General features: G+C 31.3%; 18 protein-coding genes and 1 pseudogene. 8 read left to right on the forward strand and 11 right to left on the reverse strand.

Annotated features, from left to right (window positions below):
- Positions 1–56: 56 nt before the first annotated feature.
- On the reverse strand, positions 57–686 hold the full coding sequence (locus ATE84_RS09270) for a response regulator transcription factor (RefSeq protein WP_101447697.1): 630 nt from the start codon (positions 684–686) through the stop codon (positions 57–59).
- On the reverse strand, positions 683–2,728 hold the full coding sequence (locus tag ATE84_RS09275) for a sensor histidine kinase (protein WP_143273602.1): 2,046 nt from the start codon (positions 2,726–2,728) through the stop codon (positions 683–685). The genes ATE84_RS09270 and ATE84_RS09275 overlap by 4 nt, the downstream gene beginning before the upstream one ends.
- A 168-nt stretch (positions 2,729–2,896) precedes the next feature.
- On the opposite strand from ATE84_RS09275, the pseudogene ATE84_RS09280 reads away from it, so the two are divergent.
- Both ATE84_RS09280 and ATE84_RS09285 read left to right on the forward strand, forming a co-directional pair.
- Positions 2,897–3,110: pseudogene (locus ATE84_RS09280) on the forward strand (IS1595 family transposase); the annotation flags it as partial.
- Between the two features lie 303 nt (positions 3,111–3,413).
- Entirely contained in the window at positions 3,414–5,207 is a 1,794-nt protein-coding gene (locus ATE84_RS09285; RefSeq protein WP_101447699.1) for a DUF885 family protein, read from the forward strand.
- 94 nt (positions 5,208–5,301) lie between these two features.
- Here the strand turns inward: ATE84_RS09285 and ATE84_RS26090 are convergent, their stop codons facing one another.
- Positions 5,302–5,439 carry a hypothetical protein gene (locus ATE84_RS26090; RefSeq protein ID WP_158237215.1) on the reverse strand — a complete coding sequence of 46 codons (138 nt, stop codon included), beginning with the start codon at positions 5,437–5,439 and terminating at the stop codon, positions 5,302–5,304.
- Positions 5,440–5,771: 332 nt separating this feature from the next.
- On the reverse strand, positions 5,772–6,776 hold the full coding sequence (locus ATE84_RS09290) for an SMP-30/gluconolactonase/LRE family protein (RefSeq protein WP_101447700.1): 1,005 nt from the start codon (positions 6,774–6,776) through the stop codon (positions 5,772–5,774).
- A 236-nt stretch (positions 6,777–7,012) separates the two neighbouring features.
- On the opposite strand from ATE84_RS09290, the gene ATE84_RS09295 reads away from it, so the two are divergent.
- Positions 7,013–8,029: a sensor histidine kinase gene (locus ATE84_RS09295; protein WP_101447701.1), complete on the forward strand. Its 1,017-nt coding sequence runs from the start codon at positions 7,013–7,015 to the stop codon at positions 8,027–8,029.
- Between the two features lie 30 nt (positions 8,030–8,059).
- Positions 8,060–8,755 (forward strand): LytTR family DNA-binding domain-containing protein, encoded by a 696-nt coding sequence (locus ATE84_RS09300; protein ID WP_101447702.1) that lies wholly within the window; start codon positions 8,060–8,062, stop codon positions 8,753–8,755.
- A 34-nt stretch (positions 8,756–8,789) separates the two neighbouring features.
- Here the strand turns inward: ATE84_RS09300 and ATE84_RS09305 are convergent, their stop codons facing one another.
- Positions 8,790–9,545, reverse strand: coding sequence for a DUF6503 family protein (locus ATE84_RS09305; protein ID WP_101447703.1), 756 nt, complete (start codon positions 9,543–9,545; stop codon positions 8,790–8,792).
- 243 nt (positions 9,546–9,788) lie between these two features.
- Complete coding sequence (locus tag ATE84_RS09310; RefSeq protein WP_233195778.1) at positions 9,789–10,862, reverse strand: PorT family protein; 1,074 nt, start codon at positions 10,860–10,862, stop codon at positions 9,789–9,791.
- A gap of 296 nt (positions 10,863–11,158) precedes the next feature.
- On the opposite strand from ATE84_RS09310, the gene ATE84_RS09315 reads away from it, so the two are divergent.
- Complete coding sequence (locus ATE84_RS09315; protein ID WP_101447704.1) at positions 11,159–12,781, forward strand: amidohydrolase; 1,623 nt, start codon at positions 11,159–11,161, stop codon at positions 12,779–12,781.
- Here ATE84_RS09315 and ATE84_RS09320 read toward each other — a convergent pair.
- Positions 12,778–13,449, reverse strand: a complete 672-nt coding sequence (locus tag ATE84_RS09320; RefSeq protein ID WP_101447705.1) for an RNA polymerase sigma factor — start codon at positions 13,447–13,449, stop codon at positions 12,778–12,780. The genes ATE84_RS09315 and ATE84_RS09320 overlap by 4 nt on opposite strands.
- A gap of 111 nt (positions 13,450–13,560) precedes the next feature.
- Here ATE84_RS09320 and ATE84_RS09325 point away from each other — a divergent pair, with 111 nt between their 5' ends.
- Positions 13,561–13,935 (forward strand): hypothetical protein, encoded by a 375-nt coding sequence (locus ATE84_RS09325; protein ID WP_101447706.1) that lies wholly within the window; start codon positions 13,561–13,563, stop codon positions 13,933–13,935.
- A 101-nt stretch (positions 13,936–14,036) separates the two neighbouring features.
- On the opposite strand, the gene ATE84_RS09330 is transcribed toward ATE84_RS09325, so the two are convergent.
- Together ATE84_RS09330 and ATE84_RS09335 are read right to left on the reverse strand one after the other, a co-directional pair.
- Positions 14,037–14,807 carry a hypothetical protein gene (locus ATE84_RS09330; protein ID WP_101447707.1) on the reverse strand — a complete coding sequence of 257 codons (771 nt, stop codon included), beginning with the start codon at positions 14,805–14,807 and terminating at the stop codon, positions 14,037–14,039.
- Between the two features lie 140 nt (positions 14,808–14,947).
- Positions 14,948–15,658 (reverse strand): bifunctional 2-polyprenyl-6-hydroxyphenol methylase/3-demethylubiquinol 3-O-methyltransferase UbiG, encoded by a 711-nt coding sequence (locus ATE84_RS09335; protein WP_101447708.1) that lies wholly within the window; start codon positions 15,656–15,658, stop codon positions 14,948–14,950.
- A gap of 137 nt (positions 15,659–15,795) precedes the next feature.
- Here ATE84_RS09335 and ATE84_RS09340 point away from each other — a divergent pair, with 137 nt between their 5' ends.
- The gene (locus tag ATE84_RS09340) at positions 15,796–16,290 is read left to right on the forward strand and encodes a YkgJ family cysteine cluster protein (RefSeq protein ID WP_101447709.1); all 495 of its coding nucleotides are present in this window, start codon (positions 15,796–15,798) and stop codon (positions 16,288–16,290) included.
- 71 nt (positions 16,291–16,361) lie between these two features.
- Here ATE84_RS09340 and ATE84_RS09345 read toward each other — a convergent pair whose 3' ends face one another.
- Complete coding sequence (locus tag ATE84_RS09345) at positions 16,362–17,045, reverse strand: Lipl32 family lipoprotein (protein WP_101447710.1); 684 nt, start codon at positions 17,043–17,045, stop codon at positions 16,362–16,364.
- Positions 17,046–17,638: 593 nt separating this feature from the next.
- On the opposite strand from ATE84_RS09345, the gene ATE84_RS09350 reads away from it, so the two are divergent.
- A complete protein-coding gene (locus ATE84_RS09350; RefSeq protein WP_101444842.1) occupies positions 17,639–18,637 on the forward strand; it encodes an IS1595 family transposase in 999 nt (332 codons plus the stop codon).
- Between the two features lie 370 nt (positions 18,638–19,007).
- Here the strand turns inward: ATE84_RS09350 and ATE84_RS09355 are convergent, their stop codons facing one another.
- Positions 19,008–19,442 (reverse strand): hypothetical protein, encoded by a 435-nt coding sequence (locus tag ATE84_RS09355; RefSeq protein WP_101447711.1) that lies wholly within the window; start codon positions 19,440–19,442, stop codon positions 19,008–19,010.
- Positions 19,443–19,494 lie beyond the last annotated feature (52 nt).

Consider the following 19,494-nt stretch of genomic DNA (forward strand, 5'->3'; position numbering starts at 1 on the left):
ACTTTTTTTTAAAATACCATAAAATACGTAGACCTACGTAATGGATAGTAAGGGTTTTAAGAAAAAAATGCAATATTCTTTTGTGCCCATAGCACCAAAGAATGTAGATTACTATCTAATTCTAGCTTCTTTAAAATATTACTTCTGTGTTTTTCTACTGTTCGTTTTGAAAGAAATAAACAATTTGCAATTTCTTGTGAGGTCATATTCTTTGCTATAAGCCTAAGTATTTTTACTTCAGAAATTGTAAGTCTTTTTATTACTTCATTTTTAGTATCGAACAAATCTGAATTTACTAAAACAGAACTAATATATTGCTTATTTAAAAAAACAGTATCAATGCATTTTATCAATTCTGATAATGCATCGTCTTTCAAAATATATCCATCAATACTTTTACCTACAGCTTCTACAATTTCTTCACTTTTATGTAGCGATAAAATAATAATTTTTGTTTTGATTTGATTTGTTTTGCATGCCTCTGCTACTTCTATTCCATTTAAAATAGGCATATCCATATCTAATATGGCAATATTAGGTTGTTGCTTACTAATCATATTATAGGCATCGTTTCCATTTGTTGCAACACCTTTTATAATGTAGCCCTTATTGGTTAAAAACGTGGTATTTCCTTCTAATATTAATGGATGATCATCTGCTAAAATAATAGATATGTTTTTTGTCATTTTACAGGAACTTTTAAATGTATAATTGTACCTTTATTTTTAATGCTATTTATAGTTAGTATACTTTCAATCATTTTTGCCCGTCCTTGCATGGTTTTCATACCTAAAGACCTTTTGTTTGCTTCTGAAAAAACGAAACCAATGCCATTATCTTTTACAATAAAATTCACATATTCTAATTCTGAATAAACACTTAAATTACAGGCACTAGTTTTAGAATGTTTTAAAACATTATTTAGCGCTTCTTGTAGTATTCTGTAAATTTGTAAATGTTTTTCTTTAGAGATCATCCCTTCAATGTTTTCTTTATTTTTTATTTCTTCAGAAAAAAAGATGGAAGTACTTTCTTGTAATAATTTTATAGTGTTTTTAAGAGATGCTTCTAACCCTATTTTTTCAAACCTGTATGGGTGTATGTTTTGCGATATTTCACGAATTTCTTTTATTGTTTGATCTACTATTGAAACATCTTCATTTTCATTTTGAAGTAAAATTTTATTTTTTATAACTAATAAGTTTTGACCAATACCATCATGTAAATCACTTGCAATACGTTTGCGTTCGGTTTCTATAGAATTGAGTAAATCTTGACCAAATTGTTTTAATAGTTTTTGTTGATGTTTTTGAAACCTTTTAGACCTAATTAAATAGGTTATAAAAAAAATAGCTGTTAAAAAAATAACTATAATAATAATCCATTGCGATTTTAATTTACTTTCAACACTAAGTAATACTATATGTTTTTTTTGTTTTGCTATTTCTAGATCTTTTTTTTCTGCTTCAAACTGTGACTGTATGTATGCAAAACGCTTTCTAGAGGTACTTTTTTGTATAGAGTCTTTTAATCGAATATAGCTTTTGAAATGATGAATTGATTGATTAGCGTTTCCCATACTTTCATAGGTTTGTGCTAATAAATATTCGTAATCTAATATGTTTTCGGATACCTTAGACTGCTTTACAATTTTAAGCCATTTTGCTAAACCCTTTTCTGCTTTTTTAAAGTTTTTATGGGCATACGCATTTTGACTACTTGCTAGGGTGTAATATGTACTTAAAAAAGGACTGTCATTTGCTCCTATCATTAAATTATTTAATTTTTTTAAATTTTCATCCGATTCTTTTAATAAATCATGCCGAGCAAATACATAAGTCGCACAGGCATGATTAAGAATCTCTACAATCTGTTTTTCAGATGATGTCATTTGACTATTAAACAAAAGCGCTTGACGTACATGATAAAGTTCTTTTTGAGTATCATTTTGCATAATAGCTTGAAGAGCGGCCGTTATGTGCGCCATAACCACTACACCTGTCTCGTTAATAATATCTATATCTGCCCATAAAAAAATTGGTTTTCGTACTTCATCAGCTTCCTTATATAAACCATTATTTCCTAATAACCTACTCAATCCGTTTTGCGACCATAAAAAAGAAACAGTATCTTTTTGCTTTAAAAAAATATCAGAAGCCTTTTTAAAATAAGTAACACTGTTTATTAGATTGTTTGTTTTAGTACTAGTTTCTGCTGCTTTTAAATAGGCATATCCATATTCATATAATAAAGAATCTTTTTTGCTCTCTAAATAAGAAGTTGCTTGGGTTAATATTTTTAAAGAAGCGTGGTATTTTTGAAGATAAATAGCAGCTTCTGCATAAGAAATATAATATTTAGCGACTTCTTTGGTGTTTTTAATTTCTGGTATATAATCATTAAATTTTTTTAATGAATCATATACTGCTTTATGATTCATTTGAGAATATATACCTTCTTCTGCTAATGTATTTTGAATAACAATAGCAGATTCCCAATCATTATTATTTTTTGCTAATTCCAATTGTTTTGCTAAAAAAGGAACATATTGTTCATCTTTGACAAGTGTGTTGTTTTTTATTTTCGAAACGATACTTTCTTGATTTTCAGATTCTTCATTTTGAGCCCAGCAAAATGTTACAGAGAACAATAAAAAAACGAGTACTATTTGTAACTTCTTATAAATGTTTTTAAATTTTAAAAGTTGACTATTTATTCTTGTTTTCAAATATAGATAAAAGACAATCAATACATTTTTTCTCCTAATATATTTAAAACTTATTATTTTAAAATATAGAGGTCAGTATATAAATACTTAATTTAAGATCAATAAACATATAATTTTACGAATGTTTTTAAGGGTCAAAATCTTCTAGAGTTCTCTGATTGGTTCAAAATCGATAAAGATTGTAAGGAATATCTGGCTTCAATGAAGTCTGAAATAGGATATAATTGTTTTAGGTATAATCATACGGCTTGCCAGGTGTAAGGGTTTTTCGAAGCAATGTAATATATGTGGTCATATCAAATAGGCTACTGCTAATACACTTTTCCATAAAGTAAACTTTGGAGTTAGAAAAGCATTTTTTATTTGCTTTGAAATGTCGACACTACTAAGGGCTTACGTAAAACATATCTTATCTATTTGAATCTAGCTATGAAAGAAGATAGCAAATTACTATCTTCAAATTCTAATGATAAAGTATTACAAAGGTATTATATAGATCAAAAAGTAGTACCTAAGGTAGCACAAGAACTTTACCTTTTTAGATAAAAAATAGAAGTAGACTCCACAAACTTATAAAACCTGTGAGGTCAACGTTTGTTCAGAGAAGTTACTGCAGTGTTAAGATGTATTTCTTTTCATGCCAATTTTCCTATCTTTCATTCCTAAATCAAAAATATACCATATCATGATCAAAAAGATGCTTTCTATAGCCTGTTTTGCTATGATTTTTACAGGTTGTAAAAATGAAGCGACTACAACCAAAGAACCTGTGGAAAAGATAGATGTTAGTGCCAAATTTAATGAGATGCTAGATAATTATTATGAAGAAGGTCTGCAGCTCAATCCGGTACAAGCTACCTTTGCCGGCGATAATAGATTTAACGACCAATTTCCTAATCCTCTGGCAGAGGAAACAGTAAATAAAACTAAAGCTTATTTTAAAAAGTATAAAGAACAATTGGCGCAATTTAATGATACTACACTATCTGAAAGCGAGAAGATGACTAAGGCAATTCTCAATTGGGAATGTGATATGAATTTGGAAGGTTTTAATTTTAATCAAGACTACTTTCCAATCGATCAGATGTGGTCTATTAATCTTGTCGCCGGTCAATTGGCTAGTGGGGCAAGCGCACAACCTTTTAAAACTGTCGAAGATTATAACAATTGGTTAAAACGCCTTGATGGCTATGTAGATTGGATGACCACTGCCGAAGCAAAAATGAAAGAAGGTATGACTGCAGGGTATGTGTTGCCAAAATCATTGATCGTAAAAGTACTTCCACAATTAGAAGCATTAACGATTGAAGACTTAGATCAACATCTTTTCTATACTCCTGCAAAGAATTTTCCAGAAGAATTTTCTGATGAAGACAAAAAACAATTAACAGAAGCTTACGGTAAAATGGTTTCCGAAAAAATTGTTCCTGCGTATAAAAGTCTTCATAAGTTTATGAGTACAGAGTATTTACAAGCAGGTAGAGCAAGCTCTGGTATTGAAAGTATACCTGGTGGAAAAGAATTTTATCAATATCAAATCAAGTTGTATACGACAACGACCATGACAGCCGATGAAATTCATAAGTTGGGACTTTCTGAAGTTGCCAGAATCTCTTCTGAAATGGAAAAAATCAAAGAGCAAGTAGGATATACCGGCGATCTAAAATCATTTTTTGATTATGTGCGTAATAAGAAAGAATTGATGCCATTTACAGAACCAAAGCAAGTGATCGATAATTTTAATGCAATCCATGATCGCATGAAGCCACAGATTGAAAAACTGTTTGATGTAAAACCAAAAACACCATTTGAAGTACGTAGAACAGAAGCTTTTCGTGAGAACTCAGCTAGTGCAGAATATAATCCAGGATCATTAGATGGTACTCGCCCAGGGATTTTTTATACACCGATTCCAGAAGTAACCAAGTATAATACCTATAGTGATGAGTCGTTGTTTTTACATGAAGCAATACCGGGCCATCATTATCAGATCTCATTAACTCAGGAAAGTGAAGAATTACCAAAATTTAGAAAAACATTATGGTACAGTGGTTATGGTGAAGGTTGGGCATTGTATAGTGAATCTTTGGGTAAAGAACTAGGTTTATATACCGATCCATATCAATATTTCGGGATGTTAGGAGCAGAAATGCACCGTGCTGTTCGTCTTGTTGTAGATACGGGGTTACATTCTAAGGGCTGGACACGTGAGCAGGCAATTCAATATTCATTAGATAATGAGGCAGAATCAGAAGCAGGGATTACTTCAGAAATAGAACGGTATATGGCTAATCCAGGTCAAGCATTATCTTATAAAATCGGGCAGTTAAAAATAAGAGAACTTCGTGCTAAAGCAGAAGCGGCACTAGGAGATAAATTTGATATTCGCCAGTTTCATAATCAAGTGTTAGAAACCGGATGTGTACCATTAGCATTGCTAGAAAATAAAATCAATACGTGGATTTTAAAAAATAAGTAATTAGATCTCGAACAATATTTTGATCCAAAAAATAAAAAACGCGCATAAATTCATGCGCGTTTTTTAATAGGTTTTTATATGCTTAGCTAGAAAATTATAAAGTATCACTCCATGCATTCTCTTCTAATTTTCCATCCAAAATAATAGTGCCATTCCCTAAAGGAACATCAATAACTTCTTGTGAAGATGATAATACGTTCACCATCATACATACAACAAAAATAGACCTCATTTGATTTTCTGTTCGTTTTTTGATTGTTTAAAAGAGATCTATTCTTGTCTTTTTTTACCTAAAGGTTTTTAGATGCTTAACAACTTCTTTTGATTAATCATCACTCTATTTTGGGTGATGAAGAAATGTGCCCATGTGGTCCTTTTACATACAGTATTCGGAGTGAAAATTCTAATATCGATTGATGATGTCGATCTTTCCGAAAAGAGCAGCGGTAAATACATGGTTTGAGCTTCATGATCCAATAGGTATTGAGCCAATTCTTTGTGCTCAACAATACCTGTAGTTGAGAATTATTTCCTATCCATAATTAGTATTTTTATAAGGTGTTGTTAATCATCTAGTTTTACTTTTAAGATGGTAGGTTCATATAATTTTTCCATAGAGAATAGGGATCCATCTTTATTAAAACTTCCGAATTGTGCATTTGCGATATAATACAATTCATTGTCTACCAAAACCCCTGTAGTAGGATTGTTCATCATAGGATGATTATACTCTAGAGGTATAGTTTTTATAATCGTATTTTGCTCTGTATTGAGTACGAATTTTTTAACTGAGTTTTTACCTGGTTGTATACCGATCAAAGAGTTTTTATAAAAGTATAACCCATCTATGCCTTTGTTATCAGTTGTGTCAATATCCGCAGAATATTGTATGTTTTGCTTTTTTCCAGTTTTGATATGTATGCGAAGAATTCCTTCAGAATGTGCTATAAATAGATAAGTATTGTTATCAGAAATAGTAATACCATTAGGATATTTTATTTCAGAAAGAGAAGTTAAGACTTTTAATTCATCGTTGTCATTTTGGATCGTATACAATATTGGGTTAGAAAACATATGTGTAGCATATAGATTTCCTGATGTATCCAAAACGATGTCATTAAAAAAATGAACCTCTCCAGGAATATCGATCCAATATTTTTTGATGAGTTTTCCTGTTTGTAAATCATATTTAAAAATCCCTGCAGGACGCCCTTCGTTTTTATCTTTTCTATTATATCCAATAAGGTTACTTCCTCCAGAGCTACATACCCAAAGATATCTTTGTATTGGATCGACTTTCATCCCGATAATCATATGTAAGCCATCTTGTTGCGGTTTTGCAAAATCATGATATGCTCCATCTTTGGTTCGTTTTATGATTTTTCCTTTACGAGTACTACCAATATAAAAAGATGCATCTGCAGGATCATAAGCAACATTTTCGGGCAATATGTCTTTTTCGGGAATAGTATAGGCTATAAAACTCTTGTTTAATCGCTCAACTGGTTTTTGTGCGATACCATAAAAACCAAACCCGATAAAAAAAATAATACAAAAAACTGCTTTCATCTATATTTGTTTTAAAAAATAAAATGTGTGAGATTGATACTACTTATTGTTTTTTCTTTTAACGAATGTATTTGATAAAAGAATTGAGAAGATCGATTTTATATTAAATTCCCCTTTTTTGATGTGTAATTGGTTTTTACTTATGTGAATTCATTACACATGAATAGATTATAGATTTGCATAAATTATAGATTTTGGTAGGACTGAAATCCAAAAATCCTATAGCTTTGTTATTGATGAAGATTAAAAGCATTTGGTTTCATATTGGTTTTTGGATTGTGTATACTGCTATATTTACCATAGTTGGGGCTAGCTATAAAGGGAAATATACTGAGGCATTGACTTTTGAGCTTATGAATATGCCTATGCGACTTATTATTGTGTATTTTAATTATTTTGTGCTGTTGCCAAAACTTTTATTGCAAGGTAAAACGGCAAAATATTTTGCGTATACCTTACTCACATTAATTATCTCTGGATTTATTCAGCGAATTATTAATTATGAAATATTATCCACTCTTCACACTGATATGGTTGATTCTGGAATATGGCTGCCGTATAAGTTTTTACAAGCTTCAATGATCATTGCTTCTCCTTTAATTTTTATTATTGGAATTTCGGTTATTTGGAAAGTAGCAGAATTACAAAAGAGGGCTAAAACTCTTGAAAATGAAAAATTGCAATCAGAATTGAAGTACCTAAAATCGCAAATTAATCCTCATTTTCTTTTTAATACCTTAAATAATATCTATGGGTTAACTTTAGAAAGCTCAAAAAAAGCACCTGAACTTATTCTCAAATTATCAGATTTCCTTAGTTTTTCTTTATACGAGAGTTCTCAAAGATTTATTCTTTTAGAAAAAGAAATCAGTTTGCTAAATGATTTTATTGATCTAGAAAAATCTAGGTTTGAAGATAGAGTAGATGTACAGGTTGATATCCCCGAACAAATAGATTCAGTATCTATTCCTCCTCTTATTTTGGTTCCATTTATAGAAAATGCTTTTAAACATAGTTTAAAAAACGAAACCAAAATTGCTCATATAATTGTTAAATTAGAGGTGATAAATGGTCAATTAATCTATGAAGTTATAAATTCAAAACCAGAAGATACTGTAGACGATTCTTCACTAAAAGGAATTGGTTTACAGAATATCAAAAAAAGATTAGATATCCTATATAATGATCGGTATCAATTGGATATTAAAGATGAAGAAAGATTATATACTATTGTATTAAGAATTACGATATAATAAGTAAGTTGCGAAAAATAACATATACAGATGAAGCTTCGATGTATTATTGTAGATGATGAACAGATTGCAAGAAATATTTTAAAAAAATATATTGGAGATGTCTCTACTTTGGATCTAATTGGGGAATTTAAAAATGCTCTGGAAGTCTTAGATTATATTCAGAATCATCCGGTAGATGTGATGTTTTTGGATATTGAAATGCCTAAGCTATCAGGTTTAAATTTGGCCAAAATCATAGAGAATAAAATTAAAGTCGTATTTACAACCGCACATCGTGAGTTTGCTTTAGAAGGATTTGATTTAAGTGCAGTAGACTATCTTCTAAAGCCTTTTTCTTTTGATCGCTTTTTAAAAGCCATTCAAAAAATTAATCCTAATTTATCAAATTCTACTGTTATATCTACGCCTGTAATTGATCATGTTTTTGTGAAAGCAGACAAAAAAATGGTTAAAATTAATTTTTCAGAACTACTATATATCGAAGGGCTGGGGAATTATGTCAAAATTCATACAATAGAGAATACTTTGATTGTTTATGAAAAGATGAGTGACCTTGTATTGCGATTACCTTCTCTTTCCTTTATGCGTATACATAGATCTTATATTATAAATACCAAGAAAATAAAGACATATACCAAAGAGTACGTAGAAATTAAGAAAAGACATATTCCGATAAGCTTAACATATCGAAATTCATTATTGTCATTTTTAGAAAAAGCCTAAAGCTTCTTCTAAGAAAATTATTGTATTAATAAAGCTACTTGTTTTTAACGATCTCTTTAACTATAATATCTGATCCCGAATATGCATCGGTGTCATATTCGTGCCAATGACGTATTCTTGGGGTTTTAACTCCATCAATGGTAATGTTACCAGAAAAGTAAAGACGTTCTCCTTTTGCAGGGTCATCAGGAAATACAATTTCGATACCTAATAGGGTATAGTCTTTTTGAGAAACAAATACATTCCAGTGTTTAGAAAATATAGCTTCTTTCAATACAAGTTCAATTTTATAACTATCTGTATCATTAAATATAGCTTTACTTGTCTTACCAAAAGTATCAACTGTAACGTTGTTTAAAGACATGGGTAAACCAATTAAATGCTGATAAAATTTTTGGTAGTTGAGGTTTCGTTCTGGTTGTAATCGATATTTTTTTATTTGAATACTATCCGTATTAATTTCTCCATCTAAAAGCGTTCTGGAGACCCCTTTTTCATCTATTATATGTGTAGATATATGCTTACCTCTATTTCTTTTTAATTCAAAGCTGTTATCAGTATTATTCATTTTTAAGATAGAATATCTGTAAGGGTTAGATAAACGAGGCTCTTGTATATGAATTTTTAGATTTGCCACCAACCAACGATTATCAGGGTCATATGTTTTTGTGCTTTTTTGAAGAATGACTTGAGTATCTAGTTGTTGTTGATTTTTTTGAGCGTTGCAATTCAAGCCAATACATACGGTTAATATTAAGATATAGTATAATTTGTTGTGCTTGATCTTCATGTTTTTATTTTTATGAAATTTAAGTTTTTATTTTTAATTTCTCTGAATTCATCTTGATATAATAAAGCAAAAACTAATAAATAATGGTCAAGAGATTACTAAATAAAATAAGCTACCTAAATACTATTTTTAAGTAGCTTGTTTTTCTTTGTAAGATATAAAGTGATAAAAAAGGTATTGATTTAAGATCTTTTTTTAGAATATAGCTTTTACATTTTCGACCCTTACTACAGTAAATGAATTTTAAAACAAAGTATATCCTAATATTACCGATAAACTTTCGTAATCAGAATTCCAAAAAGTATAATCACCTAAAATAGCTCTACCTGATCCGTATCGCATTTCTAAACTATATTTTTGGTTATAATTATAACCAATACCAAAAGCTAAGTTTCCATCTGTTTTAATAGTGAGATCAGCATCTTTTTCAAAATTTATTTTTGAATCCATGTCTAAATCGATAATAAATACCCCATTTATAAATATCCTGGAATTGTTATTTAAGAAAAAATAATGTCTAAACCCTAACGGTAATTCTATAGATTTATAATCTACATTTATTACTTGTTGGTCTACTATTTTTTCAAATTTTGAGTATTGATAAGTAGGTTCGATAAGTAAGGCCCATTTGTTTTTGTTAAATGGCATAATGAATTCAGCTTCAACTCCAAACCTGAAACTTAATTTACTGCCAAAATCTATGATGTCTGGATAAGAAATAACATTTTGTATAGATAAAGACGTATTCTTTATCCCTGGTCTTATGGTTAGATTAAAAAGATCTCTTTTTTGTTTTTTTTCGAAATTTATAAAGGCAGAATCGCTACAACTATTATATTTGACAAATAAATTTACTAGTTCCTTTTTAGTATAGTTGGCATTTTTCAAATCTTTTACAGAAATGCTTTCGCATTTTAATATGTTCAATAATTGTTGTTTATACCTGTTGTTCTTTCCTTTTTGAACATTGGTAGTTCGATAACTTTTAAAAATTAATTGTCGAATAGAAGAGGTATCTGTCTTATAAAAATATCTTTTTAGATTACCATCTCCATATCGATATAAATTGGCTTTTCCTTCTACTAAAACCTTTAAAAAAAGCTGTTCTTCTTTAAATACAGGGTTTCTAAGAGTACTTAGATCTTTTAAATTTTCACTTGATCTGTCGATATCTACTTTTCTTCTAACATATTTTGATTTGTTTATAATGCCAAATTCTTTGATAGAATTAATGTGCCCTTTTTTTGGCTCTGTATTTTCTGATAATTTATAAAAGAATTTTGTAGGGTTGTTTTTCCAATCTAAATTTTTGATCAAGCAATCTATTCTTTGATCTGAATTATTAATATAATAGCCTTTTTCAAAATTTATTTGTGAAAAACAGTTGCAGCTTAAAATTACAGCAAATAAAATAAAAATTTGTTTGTTCATCATAGTTTAGTTATTGCTTATTGTGCAAGAATACAAAATCTCAGTTTCATTTTTCGTTACTGAGATTTATTAATGATAGCATATATTAAAGGTTTTAAATTCATAATTTCGATATTAAGAAAACTTTAACCACTACACCCATCAGATATTTTTACATTTAGAATTCTAAAAAGTCAACAATAATGAAAAGATTATCCCTACTATTGGTTCTTACTGTATTACTTTTTTCTTGCAAGAAACCGATTGAAGTAGACTTATTGGTTATTAATGCGAATGTGTATACTGTAGAGGACACAAACCCAAGAGCAGAAGCATTTGCAATAAAGGAAGGTAAATTTGTTGCCGTAGGTAGTAACGATGAGATTTTGAAGGGATATATAACTGCTAATACTTTGGACGCAGGAGGAAAGACAATAGTGCCAGGGTTAATTGATGCACATTGCCATTTCTATGGTCTTGGATTACAACAGCAAAAAGTAGATCTTATGGGAACCAAGAGTTATGCAGAGGTATTGGATAGGATTGTAGCTTTTCAGAAAGAAAAAAATGTATCATTCATTACAGGACGAGGATGGGATCAAAATGACTGGGAGATAAAAGAATTTCCGACCAAAGAAAAACTAGATAGTTTGTTTCCTGATATCCCTGTAGCAGTAACCCGGGTAGATGGCCATGCAATGATAGCAAACCAAAAAGCATTAGATCTTGCTAAAATTACTATAAATACCAAAGTAGAAGGAGGGGAGATACTTCAAAAAGAAGGAAAACTTACAGGTGTACTGATCGATAATCCTATGGGGTTGATTGGTGCGGTTATCCCTAAACCTACAGTACATGAGCAAATACAGGCTTTAAAAGATGCCGAAAAGATTAATTTTGGTTATGGATTAACTACTGTAGATGACGCGGGATTGAGCCCCGAAGTGATCACATTGATAGATAGCTTACAGAAAATAAAAGAACTTAAGATCAGGATGTATGCTATGGTAAGTAATGTACCCGAATATGTAGATCATTATCTGAAGAATGGAGTGCACAAAACAGATAAGCTAAATGTTTCTTCTTTTAAAGTGTACGCTGATGGAGCACTGGGGTCTAGAGGAGCTACATTAAAACAACCATATGCAGATAAGGAAAATCATTATGGAGCTATGGTCATAGGTAATGATGAATTTAAAACTCTGGCAAAACGATTAGCTGGGTCACCTTTTCAGATGAATACCCATGCCATTGGCGATTCGGCCAATGCAGTAGTAATAAAGACGTATTATGATGTACTACAAAATAAATCAGATAGAAGGTGGAGAGTAGAGCATGCCCAAGTGGTTGCTCCCGAAGAATTTGAAGCCCTTAATAATAATCTGGTCATGAGTGTACAGCCAACTCATGCTACCAGTGATATGTATTGGGCAGATGAGCGATTGGGAGAAGAACGTATTAAAGGAGCATACGCTTATAAGAAATTATTAGAAAAAACAGGTAGAGTTGCTTTAGGAACAGATTATCCTGTAGAGCATGTAAGTCCATTCTATACTTTTTATGCAGCAGTAGCTCGAAAAGATCTAAAGCAGTATCCAGAAGGTGGTTTTCAAAAAGAAAATGCACTTAGCAGGGAAGAGACCCTAAAAGGAATGACGCTTTGGGCAGCATATAGTAATTTTGAAGAGTACGAAAAAGGAAGTATTACTGCAGGGAAATTTGCAGATTTTGTAATTCTTGAGGATAACATCATGGAAATTGATGAAGATCAAATTCCAAATATAAAAGTGAAAGCTACCTATATTGATGGGGAAAAGGTGTATTAGATGGTCTTCATTACTTTATCTACGATAGTATCACATTTGCTAAATCCGAATTCGAAAATATCAGTATCCAGAGAGAGTTCATAGAGTTCTTCTCTAATCATATCTTTGGCACGATGTAGGCGAACTTTTACATTAGAAACTGTTAACCCCAAACAGTCTGATATCTCAGCCATACTCATACCTTCAGCTTCTCTAAGAACATAAACAGTTCTGTATTTTACATCTAATAAATCAATAGTTTTTTCTAAAATCTGTTTTGCTTCTTGTCGTATCATTTTTTTCTCGGGATTTAGTTGTTCAGCATCAGGAATTTCGAGAATAAAATCATTCGATACGCTATTTTCTGATTTATATAAGTTAAGATATTTTCCCTTTGTTTTTAATCGAGCCAGAGTTTCATTTATTCCAATTCGTATTAACCAAGTAGAGAATTGCGAGTTGTGTTTGAACTGGTGTAGTTTTTCATAGGCTTTGAGATAAGTGTTTTGCATTATATCTTCAATTTCGGTCAGATCGTCAATATAGCTTCGGATAACTCGATACAGTTTTTGATTATTTCTTCTTAACAAGATTTCATACAACTCTTTTTCTCCAGAATGAATACGGAATATTACATCAGAATCTGATATTTTATGAGTTTTATAATCATTGATTTTAATGGGCTCCATAGCTTGTTATTTATAGCTTAGATGAAAAACTGTACAAAAAGTTACAAAACTTTGTAACCAAAAGTTGGATTTTTTATCTAAAAACCGAATAACAAAAAAATATTTGAAATTATGGATTCGCAGATTAAGACAGTTTTTACCTTATTAAAATACACATACGGTCTTGTGCCTATAGTAGCCGGATTAGATAAATTTACCAATATACTTACAGATTGGAGCCAGTATATTTCTTCAGGATTTGTGGGTATATTACCTTTTGAAGCCAGAATATTTATGATTATCGTGGGAGTGATCGAAGTTATTGCTGGTATTATGGTGCTTTCTCGCCCTAAGATAGGCGGATATATAGTTATGGTATGGTTAATAGCTATAGCATTAACTCTCCTGTTTGGAGGACATTATATTGATGTAGCGGTAAGAGATATTGTAATGGCAATAGGAGCATTCTCACTTGTGAAATTGGCAGATTCTAAAGTTGAACAATAAAAATATAAGCAGATTAAAAAAGAGAAAGATTAATTTTTAGGAATGCCAGTGATTTTTTTCAAGAAAGCATCATCAGAATAATAAGATGGTGCTTTTTTATTTCATCTACCTCCATTTGCTTGCAAATCAGCAATGCATTGGGCATCTAGTTCTGGAATTACATCACCCATACCCATCATCCCACTACCAAATTCTATAGCAGCTTCCATCAAACAACTTGATACATTACAATGGTTACTTGCGTCTGGATCTTCATGTTCAGATTGTAGAGGAGTACCTATGTTTACTAACCCCATTAAATGAGAAAATTCATGATTTAGAGTAGCAGTCTCTATAGCATCAAGTGATGGAGAATTTGGCCTTGCGCTTAATGCACGTAATGTACCTTCATAGATTACCATCGAAGTATTTAGGTATGCAGAACCTAAAGTTACTTGTTCATTGGTGTCATTCTCTTTGCTTCCATCAGCAAAATATACATATACGGTGATATCGTCTTCTTTATTAAATAGTGTTCTGGTAGTACTTTCTATTTCTGCGATCTCTTCAATAGAAAAAGGAGCTTTACCAGAGGAAGGTATAGAACGTTGTGTGATCGTAATTCCGTCGGGTTTAAATAATCGATCTTGTAAAAATTCTCTAAACCCTTGTATTGCCGTTGTAGTGGGCTCGAACCCTTGTACAGCTATAATCTCGATCGTTATACTATTAAAATTGGTTGCACTTAGCAAATCATTTGCAGAACTACCCAAAGGTCTTTTGTTTCCTGATTGTAATGCGTTTGTAGCAAGGTTGTTATCATCGTCGTCAGAACATCCAATGAGAATAAAAGAAGAGATCAATAGGTAAACAATGAGCTTTGTTATTTGCACAGGATTTCTTTTTAAAGAGGTTATGACTAGTAAGTAAACGAATTTATATCGTGTCTTATTTCTAGTTTAACATTGTTTTGTTAAATGATTTCTTTGCCACAAAGATTGTACCATCAATATTATTATAAAGATTTTTACTATTATGCTAAAGTAAATCTGGCCAGGTAATCACTATTTTCTCCTTCAATTATTAATTCTGATAGAAAACCATTAGCGTTAGCAGCATTTTGAAGTGTATTATAATCAATATATAACCAATCAAACCATTCTGATTCTTGGTTTTTGTATTTTAATTTATATTGCATTTCTCCATAATATCCGGCAGAGGCATCTACCCAAAAGCCTCCATCTTCATCTTGAAAAAGATAGGAAATATCTGATGAATCCATTAAGATTTGACCTCCGGGAGCAAGAAGTGTTTTAATATGTGTGAAAAACCGATCGATATGATCCATAGTACCAATAATCCCACTTCCATTCATTAATAATAGTATGGTGTTATATGTGGCATCAGTATGATCATAAATATCTTGTACTATAGCATGTTGCACTCCTCTTTTTTTACAGATTTCGATTGCACCTTCAGAGATATCTATAGCTTTTACCTCTAGTTTTTGTTTATTCTGAAGAAACAAACTATGACTTCCAGCACCGCAACCTACGTCTAGTACTTTTCCGTGTGAAAGCTCTAATGCTTTTTGTTCTATTTTTGGCATTTCAGCATAAGCTCTAAACAGGTAGGGGATAGGGATATGATCATCATCAAAATCATTTGCCTGTACAACAATATCTTCTGTGTATTCTTTATTGTAAAAATCTTTGATGGCTTTTCCGAAGATATCTTTATTCATGAGTAGCGGTTTATAATTGTGGGAAATGATTTTAGATGTTGGATTAAAATATTGTTACAGATTCAAACTAGTCTTAATTGAAGTTGAATATGTTAGTAATTGGTAATCAAAACTCTCAAAAGTCTTACTTTTGTACTATGCAAGAATTTATAGACCAATTACCGAAACTGGCCAAAGATAAACATAACGAGAACAAAAAGTTCTTTGCTAAACTCAAAAAAAGAACACCTAAAAAACTAGATCATATCATGCAGGAGTTACATGATGAAGAGTTTAGCAATACAGATTGTTTAGAATGTGCGAATTGCTGTAAAACAACGGGTCCATTATTTACAGATAAAGATGTAGAGCGTATTGCAAAATTTTTAAGAATAAAGCCCCGAAAGTTTGAAGAACAATACCTGAGAACAGATGAAGATGGAGATTTGATATTGCAACAAACTCCATGTACTTTTCTTGGTGTTGATAATTACTGTGCGATATATGAAGTAAGGCCAAAGGCATGTCGAGAATATCCACATACAGATCGTAAAAAGTTTCAGCAGATATCTAATTTAACGTTGAAAAATGTAGCAATTTGTCCAGCAGCTTATAATATTGTAGAAAAAATGAAATCTAAAATGCCTATATAAAACAAGTACTCCTATAGATACTTTACAAGCATATATAGGAGTAAATGTAAGTGTGTGTTTAATGAATTATATTATAACCCTTTTTTTAATTCTTCGATAGTTTTAGCCATCACAACTCCTGGTAATTTAATAGGAGCAGCAACTTGAGCTAAGAAAGTACCTTTTACTTCACCAGTTTTATATGTTGTGAAACCAATTCGATATAATCCAGCAGTTAATGCTTTAAGAGGATCTCCCACTTCACTTTTATATCTCAATAAAGAGTTGTAACTACTTCCGCTAGGCTGCTTAGGCATTTCACTACTGTCATCATTACGCTCTAAAACAGTCCAGTTAGCACTTTTTGCTGCTTCTGCACTAATTTTATCTTTGCTGATGATATCAGAACGTTCTAAAGTAATGTAGGTATCAAAGAAATCACTAGAACCTGCATTTTCTGTATATGCTGCAGATTGAGTAGCTCCTTTTACTTTATTTTTACCTACTGGCGACATCATTCTTATACCAAGCTCTGGAGCCACGGCAGGAACCCATACATAGATATAGTAAAATTTCTTACCATCTTTTACTTCATCTTCATTACCTGGTGCAGCATACCCAAGATAAGTTACGATATCTGTATAAGGTACTTTTATAGTTTTTGGACCTATCTTTTTTTCAGTTAGACCACCAAATTTTTTTAGTTTTTGCGCTTGGGCATCAACAGAAGTTCCTAAAGCAAATATGCTTAGTAAAATTAAAATTTTTGTTTTCATAAAAATTGATTTGATTTAATTTAAGCGATAAATACACACACACTTTTTATCACTATAGGTTAGTGTTACGATAATCTATGATTATCAATTTAATTACAAATATGAGAGTTTATTATTAGAATAGGATAACTTATTTGTATTTAATCATTCTATTCTAACAATGGATTTTGTGTTTCAGTAGGTTATTTAAAAAATAGGCTGCATTCATTCTGAATATGTAATATTAGTGATATTAAAAGATAAGGTTATGAGAACTTTTATCCATTTGATCAGATAAAGAAGGTTTAAGTAGATTGGTCGTTTTTTAGATTATTGTAGAGAATTTTTGATGTTTTTGACTTCTTAATTTTGAATCTCATTTTTAGGTTTAAAAATGTATAGAGTTCTTTTATTTGTTCACTATTTCTATAAACTTTTCTTCTTCTAAATTAGGAATTTCTGGTGCGGGATCATAATGTCCGCTAAGAGTGGAAAGAATTCTCACTTTGTTCAGCTTTATGCACTAGAGCATACACAGGACTTAAACCTGTTTATTTTTATAGGCTAAGTTCTAATTAGAATATGTTTTATCTTTACTTTATAAAAACGGAGAAATGATACCAGAAGATTTTAGAGATTTTTTCATTAGTTCATCGGCTTTGGTTCAATCAGAAATTGTTTCCACATTATTGGAGATCTCTACTGAGGGTTCAGCCCTGATTGATAGCAATCAGAGTAAAGCCATAAGCTGTCCTCATTGTAAGTGCAATAAAATTAAGGCTAATGGTAAGCTCAAAGGAGTACAGCGCTATGTTTGTAATACTTGTCATAAAAACTTTAGTGAAACTACCGGTAAGTTCTGGTACAACCTCAAGAAGAAAGACAAAGTTAATCGTTATTTATTCTGTTTACTCTCTGGATATAGTATTCGCAAGAGTGCCAAAGAAACAGGGATTTCTATTCAGACTTCTTTTGATTGGAGGCACAAATTACTTGTCTCCTTTGGGAGCGTAAGTGTGGATGAATTCCAAGGAATCCTAGAGAGTGATGATCTTTTCTTTGCTTACTCTGAAAAAGGGAATCGAAATTTGGATCGTCCTGCTAGAAAACGTGGCGCAAAGGCAAGTAAAGCTGGTCTCAGTAATGAAAAAGTAGCTGTGATAGCCAGTTGTGACCGATCAGGGAACAAAGATTTCAAAGTAGCTACCAGAGGTCGCATTAGTAAAAGTGACTTGGAGACTATATTACAAGGGAAGTTGGCTAAAGTAGAAACCCTTTGTAGCGACAGTCACAGAAGCTATACTGCATTTGCAAAAGACAAGAAGGTAGCACACAAAAAATTTAATGCTTCGAAGGGTCAAAGAGCTGTTGACAAAATATATCACGTACAAAATGTGAATAATATGGATATGCGTCTAAGGAAATTTATGGAGCCCTTCAATGGAGTGGCAACAAAATACCTTCAGAATTATCTGAATTGGTTTTTAGTCTTAGAAAAAATAAAAAATTCAACCAGTAAAATGGCAACCGTAGCAGCTATAGCCTTTGCTTCCAATACTGCCTGGATGGAATTTAAAAACATAGTAGTAAATAATATGCTTTTTAGAACTTAGCCTTTTTATATCATACTTCGAAAGGTACTATCTTTTAATAACTATCTTCATGTTATATCATTTTTTTCAATTCAGGAAGTTTGGTATCAATTTCGGCTTGTCTTTTCTTACATTCCTGAGACTTATTGTTTTGGGGATGATTAGCCATTTTTTGAGCTTTTGTTTTTACATCTTCAATCTCAGCGAGCGTTAAAGCAGTCCATTCTGTCTTGTTTTTTCTTTGGTGGTTACCTCGACCAGTATGGTTGTTGGATCATTCATTTTCTGTTTAAGGATTTTGACCATCTCTTCTTTAGAAGTTGTTGTGTAAATGTGGTACTAAACATCATTTATTTCTGAGAGAAGACATATACAATTGATAGGGAACATTCTATGTGAAGAGTAAGAAAGATGCTATAATCTTCCAGCAGCTAATAATGATTCCTAAAACGCTTAACTTATTTTGTTTTAATGCTGATTTTTTTCTTAATTGACTTGCTTTTTCTTTTGTAGCTTTATTCTTGGATAAGAAAAACTTTTTTATTGAGGCAAAGACTAACATGAAACCTAATGCAGCTTCTATAATATTCTCTGCTAATAAGGTGATCCACCAGATAGGAAATGTTGTAATCCATTCTAGATTCAAAATTGTCGAAATGACACCCCATGCACCCCAGAAACAGAATGGAAGTCCGATCATAAATCTGATCACGCTTGGCAACGGTTCGATTTTTTCTAAAAATTGTTTTGTTTTTGATGTCTTTGATAGCAATAGTGATGGTGCCGCTATAATACTTAATATAATTAATGTGATTCCTCCAATCATGGTTTTTAGTTTTAAGGTGTTAGTACTTATTTTTTGATCCCTGTTTTGAAAC

It is taken from the genome of Aquimarina sp. MAR_2010_214 (genome assembly GCF_002846555.1).
In the GTDB taxonomy this organism is placed as follows: Bacteria; Bacteroidota; Bacteroidia; order Flavobacteriales; family Flavobacteriaceae; genus Aquimarina.

Bases quoted from the DNA above. Each gene is read 5' to 3' on its own strand.
- ATE84_RS09270 (WP_101447697.1), bottom strand. From the start codon at position 686: ATGACAAAAAACATATCTATTATTTTAGCAGATGATCATCCATTAATA.
- ATE84_RS09285 (WP_101447699.1), top strand. From the start codon at position 3,414: ATGATCAAAAAGATGCTTTCTATAGCCTGTTTTGCTATGATTTTTACA.
- ATE84_RS26090 (WP_158237215.1), bottom strand. From the start codon at position 5,439: ATGAGGTCTATTTTTGTTGTATGTATGATGGTGAACGTATTATCATCT.
- ATE84_RS09290 (WP_101447700.1), bottom strand. From the start codon at position 6,776: ATGAAAGCAGTTTTTTGTATTATTTTTTTTATCGGGTTTGGTTTTTAT.
- ATE84_RS09295 (WP_101447701.1), top strand. From the start codon at position 7,013: ATGAAGATTAAAAGCATTTGGTTTCATATTGGTTTTTGGATTGTGTAT.
- ATE84_RS09300 (WP_101447702.1), top strand. From the start codon at position 8,060: ATGAAGCTTCGATGTATTATTGTAGATGATGAACAGATTGCAAGAAAT.
- ATE84_RS09305 (WP_101447703.1), bottom strand. From the start codon at position 9,545: ATGAAGATCAAGCACAACAAATTATACTATATCTTAATATTAACCGTA.
- ATE84_RS09315 (WP_101447704.1), top strand. From the start codon at position 11,159: ATGAAAAGATTATCCCTACTATTGGTTCTTACTGTATTACTTTTTTCT.
- ATE84_RS09320 (WP_101447705.1), bottom strand. From the start codon at position 13,449: ATGGAGCCCATTAAAATCAATGATTATAAAACTCATAAAATATCAGAT.
- ATE84_RS09325 (WP_101447706.1), top strand. From the start codon at position 13,561: ATGGATTCGCAGATTAAGACAGTTTTTACCTTATTAAAATACACATAC.
- ATE84_RS09335 (WP_101447708.1), bottom strand. From the start codon at position 15,658: ATGAATAAAGATATCTTCGGAAAAGCCATCAAAGATTTTTACAATAAA.
- ATE84_RS09340 (WP_101447709.1), top strand. From the start codon at position 15,796: ATGCAAGAATTTATAGACCAATTACCGAAACTGGCCAAAGATAAACAT.
- ATE84_RS09345 (WP_101447710.1), bottom strand. From the start codon at position 17,045: ATGAAAACAAAAATTTTAATTTTACTAAGCATATTTGCTTTAGGAACT.
- ATE84_RS09350 (WP_101444842.1), top strand. From the start codon at position 17,639: ATGATACCAGAAGATTTTAGAGATTTTTTCATTAGTTCATCGGCTTTG.
- ATE84_RS09355 (WP_101447711.1), bottom strand. From the start codon at position 19,442: ATGATTGGAGGAATCACATTAATTATATTAAGTATTATAGCGGCACCA.